The organism is Rhodopirellula sp. J20-39 (genome assembly GCF_057365095.1).
The window spans coordinates 677,022-689,314 of record NZ_CP195123.1; the positions used below are offsets into that span (position 1 = coordinate 677,022).

Consider the following 12,293-nt stretch of genomic DNA (forward strand, 5'->3'; position numbering starts at 1 on the left):
TGAGACCGGACGGTTTACGCTATTTCATCAGGATTCTTAGCGGCGGCGCAAAAGCCCTCCGGTGGCAGCCAACCCGGGGATCTGACGAAAAGGGGATGGGCAACAGATGAAATTTCAAAAGTGTATAAGTGCACCGTTTGGCAAACGCTGTTGCTTGGTCGATCCACTGTCACTAGCTGATCAATTCGTGCACCACACGTGCGGGGCGATGCGCAGTGATCATTTGCTCTTGGTTGCCATGGGGGTAAACGACTTGGTCGTGGTTTAAGCCGAACAGATGCATTACTGTAGCTTGGAAGTCGTTGGGGGTGACAACGTTTTCAACGGCATGATGTCCGAAATCGTCGGTCTTCCCAAACGTCATTCCACCGCGAACACCGCCTCCGGCAAGCCAGATACTAAAGCCTTGGCCGTTGTGGTCGCGTCCCGCTTTCTCGGCCGTGCCATGGTCCTGAGTGACTGGCAATCGACCGATCTCACCGCCCCAGTGGACCAGGGTCGAGTCCAGCAATCCACGTTGACGCAAATCGGCAACGAGTGCCGCGGTGGGTTGGTCTGTTTTACGACAGATCGAAGTCAAGCCGGTCTTGATGCTGCTGTGATTGTCCCAAGGTTGGCCGTTGTGGAACAGTTGCACAAAGCGAACGCCCCGCTCGACCAATCGCCGTGCTAACAAGCAACGTGTACCGTACTCCCGGGTTTCGGGATGATCCAAACCATACATCGAATGTGTGGCAGCGGTTTCTTGAGAAATGTCCAGGGCATCGGTGGCTGCCGTTTGCAAGCGGGCGGCGAGTTCGTAGCTGGCAATACGCGCCTCTAGATCCGATTCGCCTGGACGCGACTGCAGGTGCTGTCGATTGAGTTCTTGCAGGAAATTGAGGTTCTGGCGTTGGTACTGGCCCGTTAAATGCGGCGGTGGTTGCAAATTCAAGATCCTCGGTTCTTTGGGCCGAAGTACGGTTCCCTGGAACATGGAGGGCATGAATCCGTTGCTCCAGTTGGTCGCACCGTCGACGGGCGGTCCACCCGGGTCCGCCAAGACCATGAACGCGGGTAAGTCTTGCGACTCGCTACCCAACGCATACGTCAACCACGAGCCGAACGTCGGTCGTCCTACGACTGCTGGGATGCCACCGTGAAAGTAGCGGATGGAAACTTCGTGACCATTCGCACCGGTATGCATGCTGCGAATCAAGCAAATGTCATCGACAACGCCCGCTGTATGCGGCAACAGTTCGGATAGTTCGGTACCACACTTGCCGTGCTTTTGAAATTGAAAAGGACTGCCTAATAGCTTTTTGCTCGCTTCGTTGACAAAGGAAAAGTGAATGTCACCGGAGTACTCTGTTCCGTCGTACCGAGTCAGTTCGGGCTTGGGATCGGTCAGGTCCATGTGCGAAGGACCGCCGTGTTGGAATAGCGAGATCATCGCTTTAGCGCGAGGCTCAAAATGGGGCGCTCGCGGACGTAGATCGCTCGCAGGTTTTGCTTTTAAGATTGGAGGCATCGCCGAGGCGGACTCTTGGGCCAGCATCCACTGCAAGGCCAAGCCGCCTACGCCCATCCCGGTTTGTTCTAAAAACCGACGTCGTGTATTGGAGGGTTCAAGAGAATCCATGTTTGATGGCTCCAAAGTCATTCGATGTAGAGGAATTCGTTGGAATTAAGCAACATCTGACAGATGTTGACGAGAACTTGTTTTCCTCGGGATCGGCCGGGAAAAGTGCCATCGCCGTTGTGAGCCATCAGCAACAATTGATCGCGGGCAAATTGCAGTGACAGTTTCAGTTCCTGATCGCTGGCGGCGCGAGACAAAACGACTTCCCAAGCTGCATTGATTTGTGATGGCAACAATTTCAGATCGGGCTCAGAACCAGAAAAGTGAGTCACGGAATCATGAACCACTGGCTTACCATCGGTCCGTGTGAAAGTGAGTTTTAATGGCCAAGTGAAGGAGTCCGAGGTTTCGTGTTCCAAGCAGTCGGTGACAAAGTCGATGGGTTCACCGGCCCGAACATCAAACGCGGAAACCGCGGTTTCATGTGAGTTGTCCTTGCTTTGCCAAGTGCCACGCAAGTCGCTTGCCGAAAAGACTCGGCCGCGAACCCCATCGCCATTCTTGCTAGCGTGTTTCAGCGTTCCGGTGATGCTGAGTTGTCCGTCAGCAGGTGCTATCCAGCGGCGGATCGCGGGATGCGATGGATTGCCCGGATGACCACCACTGGCATGCAAAATCACCCAACCAAATTTCGTATCCGGTGCGGTCGGACCGCCTTGCCAGGCTGTGCCTGTGAAATGCGGCAAGTCGACAAAGTTGCGAATCACGGTACCCACTTCATCTACTTCGCCAGTACCGTACTGCCATGTGGGTGCTGGCATCACGGGTAACCAGGATGTGACGGAATCTTCGATGACTGAAACCACCCTCTTCGCACGCTGGATAGCCCGATCGGCAACCAGACTCGCTTGTTCAAGGACGAAGGCACCGTTAAGCATCATCAATGATTGTGGTGCGACGGTGGACACGGATCGTACGTCGCAGTTGACACCCATCACGGGAGCGTCGAATGCTTGCAGCATGCCGACTGGTTGACTACGCCGCACCCGCGCATAGATGCTGCGACGCGGTTGTTTAGCATCCACGCGAACTTGCCCCGTGTCATCCTCGGCAACATCAACGGGTGGCCCGAACTGCTGCAAGTCGAGAGTCCCAGATACCGCCAACATCGAATCACGCAGGATTTCAGCATCAACGCGTTGCAGTGACTTTCGCCAATAAAATCGATTCTCCGCATCGACTATTTCACACTCCGGCCGCCGCAGCGAACTTTGCCGCCAGGTTGTTGACATCAGGATTTGTCGATGCAGATGTTTCAAGCTCCAGCCATGCTTAACGAAATCTCGTGCCAACCAATCAAGCAACTTGGGATGGGAGGGCTTGTCGCCCAGGCGTCCAAACTCTCCAGGCGTCGCGACGATGCCGTGCCCAAAATGGTGCATCCAAATGCGGTTGACGATAGCCCGCGAGGTCAAGGGATTGCCGACTTCGGTTAAGTACTTTGCAAACGCCAGTCGACGGCCCGTGGTGGGTAGTTCTGGATTATCCAGGGGGAACGTCACTCGGTCGCCTTCGGTTGAAGCAACGGTTAATGCCGCCGGTTGAACTTCCTGTTTCGGCTGATTGAAATCTCCACGATGAAAGAGGTGAGTTACCGGCACATGTCCTGCCGGCTCGACAAATGCTTGAACGAATTGTTCGGCAGGTTTTTTTGCACGCAGTTCAGCGATCTTTGTGTCGAATTCTTTCAGCTCTGCAGCGGCATCGGGACGAAATTGATACAACACGCCAGGCGTGATGTTGATACTGGGATGACTGGCTAGTAACGCTTTTTGTTCGGTGTCGCGTTGTTCGCTGGACGTTTGATAAGCCGTCTGTAATTGCGAACGAAGAGGCTCGTCGAACTTCAGCAGTTCTTGCTTAAACACCTCTTGGATGAATTCGGTTTGTTGAGTGGCGCGTGCCGCTACAACGCTGCTAACCTCTCGCTCGATCTTGGCAGCGGCAGCGAGATCTTGCTGAGTGGCCAATGAAACTAAGCGGGCGGCTGGCGGTTTCCATGCCTGCCAATCCAGGCCCGGTTCGAAGACCGCACGCAATGCAAAATAGTCTGCATGGGAGATCGGGTCGTAGCGGTGGTCGTGACACTGCGCACAGTGAACGCTGGAGCCGAGCAAAGTTGAGCAAACGATTTGCAGCGTGTCTGCAATCACCTTGTTGCGAGCTTCGGGGCTGTTGTCACCGCTGCCGGTGCCGTCCGCTGCCATGCGTAAAAATCCGGTTGCTGTTAGCAGCTCGATTTGCCGGTCCGTCCAATTACCCTCCTTGGGACCGGCGAGCTCATCACCGGCCAGTTGCTCGACGATAAACTGATCAAAAGGCTTATCCGCATTCAACGACTTGGTTACATAATCACGGTAACGCCACGCCCAATCGCGGTTCTTGTCGGCAGCGGTGTAGCCGTCGCTGTCAGCATACCCAGCCGCGTCGAGCCAGTGCCGACCCCAACGCTCGCCGTAGTGTGGGGAGCGAAGCAGTTGGTCGACTAAACGTTCATACCATTGGGGGTCCGCGTCATGCAGCGAAGGTTCTATTTGTTCGACCGTGGGTGGCAAGCCCAGTAAGTCGTCATAAACTCGCTGGATCAAGGTGAACCGATCCGCATCATCTGAAAAGGACAAACCGGCGGGCATTGCGTCAGCGATCAACGCATCGATTGGCGAGCGAATATTTGCGTCGTTGACATCGCTGGGAACGGGTACTTCAGCAATCGGTTGATAGGCCCAGTAATTCCGTTCCTCTTCGGTGATCGGAATTCCTGGCCCGAGTTGCTGTGGTTCTTCACGGAGCGTTAATGCCCCACGCTGGATCCAGTTTTCAAGAACAGCGATCTTTGTGTCAGGAACTCGCACCTCACCGGGCGGCATCTCGCCATCGCGAACGTGGCTGAGCAGCAAGCTGGCTTCCGGATCGCCAGGTACCAACGCTGCCAAGCAAAAGAACGCTGGCAGCACGATTGCCGAGGCAGAGTATAGCGCGCATCGTGAGGCCAACCATACTTGCATGGCGTCAAAACCGATTTGGCAGAGGTGGGATGTTGAGGCGGGGCTAGCTCGCAAAGCGAACCAGGGATTTTCAATATGGTACCTCGCGTAGAAGACTGCAAGTGATCTCAGTGCATAAGGTCCGGCTTATTGAAGATGATGACCGACGCGTTTTGGTGATTTGGTACCCATGCCGCTAGACTTTTCGACGACCCCGGTATCGGAAGTGTGTATCTGATGTTGAGCGGTTTCTTAGGTAAACGCCACGTCATTGGTTCGCGAATAGACGGGAATGAAGCACCACGTGGGTCGTTTGTCATGGAAATCGCATCGCGATGAAGGCCCTTTTGAACAGTTTGATGAGCAAGTGTGAATATTTGATGAGTTGTAGCGGCGATGTCGGCCAGTAGAATCGCTTGATAACTAAGGGGACTGTGCCAGCGTGTTGGGCTCCGCCATGACAGGTTTGCTATTCGTGTTGATCGATGGCGACTACATCATGTCTATTCATGACGATAAGTTTGCGAGGACGTGATCGTCACGCTTTCGCTTGAACGAGAAGCGAATCTTTCTGGCCTGTTTGTTGATCGAGCCGTGATCCCGTCATGGCTCGCCACTGATTTCGAGGAGTACGGGCAAAGACGAGGGACAGGACGAGACCCCACTAGCGATATTGGACACGGCACCTGATGTGAACTTGAGTCCGACGCGTCAATGGACCGGATTTTTTCCGTTTGGAAATGCAGGGAATCTGATGTGGGTGAAGTTTCGCTAGGAAGTGTCGATTGGTCGGCGATTGAAAGAGACGCCGACGCTGTGCCACTATCCATGTATGGCGCCGTTGCTGTTCCGGTTTCTAGTCAATGAGTCGTGAGAATCCGCCTTAAAAGTAGATACGCATGGTGACTTTGATCTCTGTTTTTGTCCTCTTAACTAGCCAAATACCTTCATGAGTGTTTCCAATTGCATGACTTTCCCACGTCAAACATGCCTGATTTTGGCAGCATGTTGTGTGATCAGCCTATCGTCTGAAGCGACTTCTTCGACGCTGATTGCAGCCGAGCCTGAGTCGATCACCGTCTTTCAATCCGGATCGCAGTCGAGCGATGCTCGGCTTACGAGACTGAAAGACCTCAATGGCTACTTTCCTTTTCAGGTTCCAAGTAGCAAAGCGGCTTGGCTGAAACGCCAGGTAGAGCTGAAGCAACGGGTGTTGGTGGCAACAGGGCTTTATCCGATGCCTGAGAAAACGCCGCTCAACGCGGTGATTCACGGCAAGGTACAGCGGGAAGGTTTCACTGTCGAAAAAGTCTACTTCGAAAGCTTGCCGGGACATTTCGTGTCTGGGTTGCTATTTCGGCCCGATGGGATAGCCACTCAGAAACGACCCGCCGTGTTGTCGCCTCATGGTCATGGTGGTCGGCAATACGATTATGGCGAATCGAAAATGGATGCTTTGATTCAGTCCGGAGCGGAGCTGCATCCGCGTTCGGGGCGGTTCCCTAAGCTCGCCCGCTGTGTCCAACTCGCGCGGATGGGCTGCGTCACGTTCACATTTGACATGCTTGGTTACGTCGACAGCCAGCAAATTCCGATGCACCGCGCACACTTTTACTCGAAGTACCGCGAGGATCTCGACCAACCGCAAAATTGGGGGTTTCATGGTGTGCAAGCCGAAGGTCGCTTGCACAACATTCTTGGTTTGCAGATGTGGAACTGCATCCGCTCGCTCGATTTTCTTGAAAGTCTCTCCGATGTGGATGCTGCCCGCATGGCGGTTACCGGTGGCAGCGGTGGTGGAACCCAAACGATCTTGCTGGGAGCAATTGATGATCGTCACATCGCCGGTTTTCCCAACGGAATGGTGTCGACCAGCATGCAAGGCGGATGCACTTGCGAAAACACCAGTCTGCTACGAATCGGAACCGGTAACGTCGAACTGGCGGCACTGTTTGCTCCGCGTCCGCAATCGATGACGGCGGCGAATGATTGGACAAAAGAGATGATGACCAAAGGCTTTCCCCAGCTTCGCCAATTGTATGCGATGCTTGGAGTTGAAGAAAATGTCGACTGCAAACCGCTGTTGCATTTCCCTCACAACTACAATGCCGTCACTCGCGGGATTATGTATTCCTGGATGAACAAACATCTTCACTTGGGTATTGAAGAGCCAATCCAAGAACTGGACTGGGAACCACTGACGCCGCAAGAGTATACCGTCTGGGATGCCCAGCATCCGATGCCCGCCGGCGGCGATGATTACGAACGGCAATTACTTGCCCAACTCAATCAACGCGATCTTGATGTGATGATGCATCACTCGCCGGAAGGCGATCAGCAGACGCAGGAATATCTTGCTATTGTGCGTGCGGGTTGGCAAATGTTGATCGGGCGAACCCTACCCGATGCGGACGATATCCAAGACACGACCGTTTGGACCCAAGAACACGATCGCTTTACCGAGTCAGGAAAGCTGATTGCCCTTCAGTCCAAGGGGGAGCAATTGCCCGTGATATCGATTCATCCCGATCCGGATCGTTGGAACCACCAAGTCGTCTTATGGATTGATGGTGGGGGAAAATCAGGCATGTTCGTGGACAGGAAACCCAACGCAGAGTTGTTACGACTGGTGGACGCCGGGTACGCCGTCGTCGGTGCCGATCTATTTGGACAGGGGGAACTTACGAAGAATTCGCAGCCACTGACTGAGAATCCAACCGTCAGCAACCCCCAGCCTTTTGCGGGGCATACCTACGGATACAACGACACCGTTTTGGCGCGTCGCGTTCACGATATCCTCACCCTGACCGTCTGGGCGAACGCTCAGCCGCAGACGAAATCAGTACATGCAGTCAGTGTTCACGGTGGTGGCGTTTTACTCGCCGCTGCCCGCTCGATCGCCGCAGAACAACTCGACCAAGTTGCTATCGATACGGGTGGTTTCCGATTCGAGAATTTACAGGACTGGCGAGATATTCAGTTCCTGCCCGGTGCGATCAAGTATGGCGATTTGCCGACGTTGCTAGCGTTGTCAGCGCCTCACCCACTATGTGTCGCGGGCGAACGAACACTGCCGGCGATCGTTCAAGGTGCCTACGGAATCCATGAAGACTCTCAAGCACCGTTCGTTGCGAGTCTCGACGAGACTGACGATCGGCATACCACAACGCATGCCGTCGATTGGATTTTGCAGCGAAATTCTAGGCTGTAAAAAAAGTCACCCATAACAGAGAGAGATTAAAGCATTTGCTCAGCAATCGAGTGAGCAGGCAAGGGAGTTATCGACGGGAGTGAATTCGAAAGCGATACTATTGGAGCGTTGTGACGCAAGTTTTAGCACGTGCTTGGAAAGAGCAGTGTCCCAGCGACCGCCCAAGGGTTTCATCGTTTTAAACTTTCAACGTGACTGGTTCGGATATGTGTTCGGCTGATCCACGGCACTTTGTTGGCTGAAGCAAATCTTTGGACAACGGTTCTGCTGCTTCGGTGCGAACCGCTTGGCCGAATGATGATACGCACCGCGCTGGGTCGGCAATCATATCAGTAGCCATTTTGTGGTGATGAAAATGCATCGCACACTTCAGCGTGTAGAAGAAGTAGATCGCTGGTGATCGCCACCGTGCACGAACCGCACCAGATATTCGCTGGCGATAAATGCGACGCAGTTTCGCGTCCGGTGTCATCCACATTAAACGTGAGAACAAGCCGACAAACGCGGCCAAGAAGATGGCCGCTTGCTTTCGTCGTCGCCAAGGATGTTGTTGGAAGTACTGCGTCTTAAAGGTTCGGAACTCGAAATGGTCATGCACGAAGAGCTGGTCGAGTCTGTCAAAGAAGACATCTGGATCGTATGCATGGTGCATTACTTCCATGTAGCCGTCCCGCAATTCTTCTCGCGACATTCGCTTGGGTATTACGTTAGTTCCAAACACCTGTTCGTCACCTTCATCGAGTCGGCCTTCCTCACGAAGTCGGGCATGCAGAGGTGTTTTGGGGATCGCATGAAGCAAGCCGATCATCGCGTGCGCGATTCTTGACTCTTTGAGAAAGTCTTTCTGGATCTTAAAGATTTCTGGTGGGTCGTTATCAAAACCAACGATCAAGCCACACCAAACTTCCAGACCGAAGTTTTGAATCTGGTGCACTTTTTCAAGCATCGTGCCGCCACGCGCTCGAACGTTTTGGAACTTCTTGGTCTCTTGCAATGATGCTTCGTTAGGACTTTCAAGACCGATGAAGACGGACATGATGTTCGCTTCTGCCATCAGCTCCATCAGTTCGGCGTCTTCACAAAGATCGAGTGATGCTTCGGTGCTGAATGCCATCGGATAGCCGTGCTGCTTTTGCCAATCGCCAACCGCTTTAAGGACAGGCTTAATCGCTTTCTTATTGCCGATCAGGTTGTCATCAACAATGAACACGATCCGTAGGCCTTCACGTAGCAGACAGTTCAGTTCCGCGATCACTTGCGATTCAAGCTTGATTCGCGGACGCCGGCCGAAGGTCACGATGATGTCACAGAACTCGCACTGGAAAGGACAACCGCGAGTGAACTGCAAGCTGCCAACGAGATAATGCGAGTTCTTTAGCAAGTCATGACGCGGCACGGGCACGGATGTCATGTCTGTTTTGTCGGTCTGCTCGTACCGCCGAAGATGCTTACCGGTTTGCCACTCGTCTAAGAATTGGGGCCATGTCGTTTCCGCTTCCCCGATGAAAATCACGTCCGCAGAGTCGCCGAAATAGTCTTCGTGGACCGTGACCCAGGCGCCGCCGACGACCACAAAAGCGGATCTGGCTTTCAGTTCTTGAATGATGGTGTCCATGCGAAATCGCTGAACGCTCATGCCGGTCAAACCAACTACATCAAACGTCGCCAATTCGTCGAAGTCCAATGGCTCAACGTTTTCGTCGAACAGCACCACCTCGTGGCCGTCCGGCGTCAATGCCGCGAGCAACGGCAAGCTTGCAACAGGCATATTCGCCCGCTTACCGAGAATCGGCTGAGCGTATTCCAACCCCCAATAAGAAACTTCAAACGCAGGGTTGATGATTGCAATCCGTGCCATGGCAATACCTTCGAAACATCGATCGGAACCAAGTGACAACTCCAATCATATCGGACGATGCCTAGCAAGTGTCACTTTTTGATTGTCAGGCCTGCTGCTGGTGGGTCGGTGCAAAGCTCTGGTCCGGTCGACTGAACAGGTAGAGTTCGGCGTCGAATCCTACCCTGAAGCCGTGCAGACCCGTTTTTCGAAAGCTCTTTGAAATGGAGTTACCGGCTTGCGCACCACATTGTCGGCTGCGCATATGTGGGCGATAGGTTGTGCACCTGTCACTTCTAGGTTGGATTCCGCGTCGGAGCTACCTCGCTTACGACTCACAAGTGGACGCGGAAATTGAGCAATCGCGTCAGTTCCCAATATCACGCAACGCACTGAGGTCGCGGACATATCGCTCGTTCATGCATCAATTGAATAAAACGAATATTCACAAAAGCGACAAGACTCGCGTTGTTGCGAATCGCTATCTCAGTTTGGAGGATTCCAATCATTGGCACCTTTCGTTGTTGAGAAGTTAGATAGTTCCTTATCGGTACCTGGGTACAGACTAGGGGCGATTAAAACACCGACCTATCCGTCCACATTCAAAGGTCCATGGGATGCAAGATTTGCTGGTCTCAAATCATTCAACTGATGGTCTAAGTTGACTCCTTTTTGACATGGGACGAGTGGGTGGATTTTTTCGCGTTAGATATTTGCGATGGTTTGGAAGACTGAGTCGACCGCATCGGAAACGCAATAATGAAAATTTTGCCAAATAAAACATTTGCTCAAAAATCAGGTCTTGGTGCGATTGCATTGGCTTGGAGTGTCATTCTAAATTGACGCACTGGAGTTTCGGTGCACGCATTGGTTGTCCAAACATGGATAGAGGGCGGCGCGAGTCGGTTGGACTGCTGATCAACTAGAACGGGCAATACGATCCCATACGTCCGTTCAGTTTGCAGGTAGCAGAAATCGCATACGGCTACTTGGGAAATTGAACGCGTCATCATTTTGACGCAATGGTACGAATCATGGCGCGGCGATTGCATTAAGCATCTCATTGCAAACGAGAGCAAGTTGTCCGCCAAGATTGAATGGGGGGTAACACCGCTGTTAACAATTTCAGTTGCGTGTTCATCCCAAAGTATTGAAATGAAAAACAAACCCCAACGCCAACAGACACAACGAGCCGAGACGCAGTTGCCCGAGTTGGGTCGGTCGTGTCTGTCTGCATTCGCTGAGCAGCTCAATCAGTTTGGAATTGGTTGCTGTTTTATGGAGCCAAGTAATTTGGCGATCCGAGAGTCGAACGCCGTCTTCGCGGAGTTTGTGCAGGTCAATGTGGATGAACTTGTCGGTACGCCGCTGAGTCTGCTTTTGCCTGCGATGGATGATTCCGGAGTGTTGCGAGATGTCGAGGCACTGAATGATGGCGAGCAATCGAGTTTCAGCAAAACTCTCTACGTGCAACGGGATGGTAATCAGCAACGGTGGGTGAAGGCGACTTTTCTGCGATGGGAGAAAGGCGATGAAGACGATGGTTCCATCGTCGCGACGGCCGTCGATATTACCGATAGCGTCAAAGCGGATCAGGAGCGTGACCAGGCATTGCAGCGGTTAGAGTTGGCCCAGAAGCATTCGAAGGTTGGTTGCTGGGAGCTGAGCGAGGAAAGCAATAGGGGTTGGTGGTCTAGGGAGTTGTTCGAAATCTTTGGATTGGATCCAAATGGACAACCGCCGACGTTCGAGCAGTTTATTGAGCTTGTTCATCCCGAAGATCGCGAAACCGTTATCGAAGCACAGAAGTCGGACTTGCACCTACACGATTCAATGGAACTGGAATTCCGTCGCAATCCTTTGCTCGGCGAAATGCGCTGGCTTCACGCTACAGTTAGGTCAATCCAACGCGGTGGTCAATTGATACGGTTTGGGACGACGCAGGACGTAACCTCGCGACACCAAATGGAATCGGCGCTTATCGCCAGCGAGAAGCTTTACCGTGAAATCGTGGAGACATCCGCTGAGGGGATCACGATTGTTGATGTCGATGGACGTGTCGCCAAAATGAATGATGTCGCGGCACAGATGCTTGGTTACGAGCCAGCGGATCTGATCGGCAAAAGTATCTTCAGCTTGATTGGAGAGGCGTCTAAAGATGATTTGCAAGCCAACTTCGAGAAACGCTCCGACGGCGTTTCCGAAGCCGTCGAGTACCGTGTTAAGCATCGGGACGGCCATGATGTTTGGGTCTTGGTGTCTTCACGTCCGTACTTTGACGACAACGGTGACTTTTGTGGGACGCGAAATGTGGTAGTGAACATTTCGCACCGAAAGCTCGCCGAGGAGATGGCGAGAAAGGCTGCCATCGCGAAAGCAAAGCTTGACATGCTTTCCATCCGTGAGCGAAACGTGTTCTCTCGAGTGGTCGCGGGTGACATGAACAAGGTAATAGCGAAGCGACTCGACATCAGCGAAAAGACGGTCGAACGTCATCGGTCCAACGTGATGAAGAAGCTCGGCGTCAAAAGCATCACCGAATTAGTAAGAATCGCATTGGATGCAGAATCGGTGGAGCACTGAAAATGGCAGCCGGCTTCGAAATTGCGATGCGATTATTGAGCGGATCTTCGGACGCTC

5 protein-coding genes are annotated in these 12,293 nt (G+C 53.0%); 2 read left to right on the forward strand and 3 right to left on the reverse strand.

Annotated elements, in window-relative coordinates; all coding sequences use genetic code 11:
- Window positions 1–172: 172 nt before the first annotated feature.
- Together ACR3ZL_RS02270 and ACR3ZL_RS02275 are read right to left on the reverse strand one after the other, a co-directional pair.
- Window positions 173–1,621, reverse strand: coding sequence for a DUF1501 domain-containing protein (locus ACR3ZL_RS02270; RefSeq protein WP_473649502.1), 1,449 nt, complete (start codon window positions 1,619–1,621; stop codon window positions 173–175).
- Between the two features lie 17 nt (window positions 1,622–1,638).
- Window positions 1,639–4,626, reverse strand: coding sequence for a DUF1553 domain-containing protein (locus ACR3ZL_RS02275; protein WP_486173183.1), 2,988 nt, complete (start codon window positions 4,624–4,626; stop codon window positions 1,639–1,641).
- Window positions 4,627–5,554: 928 nt separating this feature from the next.
- Between ACR3ZL_RS02275 and ACR3ZL_RS02280 the strand changes: the two genes are divergently transcribed.
- Window positions 5,555–7,816 carry an acetylxylan esterase family protein gene (locus tag ACR3ZL_RS02280; protein ID WP_473649500.1) on the forward strand — a complete coding sequence of 754 codons (2,262 nt, stop codon included), beginning with the start codon at window positions 5,555–5,557 and terminating at the stop codon, window positions 7,814–7,816.
- Between the two features lie 178 nt (window positions 7,817–7,994).
- Here ACR3ZL_RS02280 and ACR3ZL_RS02285 read toward each other — a convergent pair whose 3' ends face one another.
- A complete protein-coding gene (locus ACR3ZL_RS02285; RefSeq protein WP_473649499.1) occupies window positions 7,995–9,674 on the reverse strand; it encodes a B12-binding domain-containing radical SAM protein in 1,680 nt (559 codons plus the stop codon).
- Window positions 9,675–10,808: 1,134 nt separating this feature from the next.
- Between ACR3ZL_RS02285 and ACR3ZL_RS02290 the strand changes: the two genes are divergently transcribed.
- Complete coding sequence (locus ACR3ZL_RS02290; RefSeq protein WP_473649498.1) at window positions 10,809–12,236, forward strand: PAS domain S-box protein; 1,428 nt, start codon at window positions 10,809–10,811, stop codon at window positions 12,234–12,236.
- Window positions 12,237–12,293 lie beyond the last annotated feature (57 nt).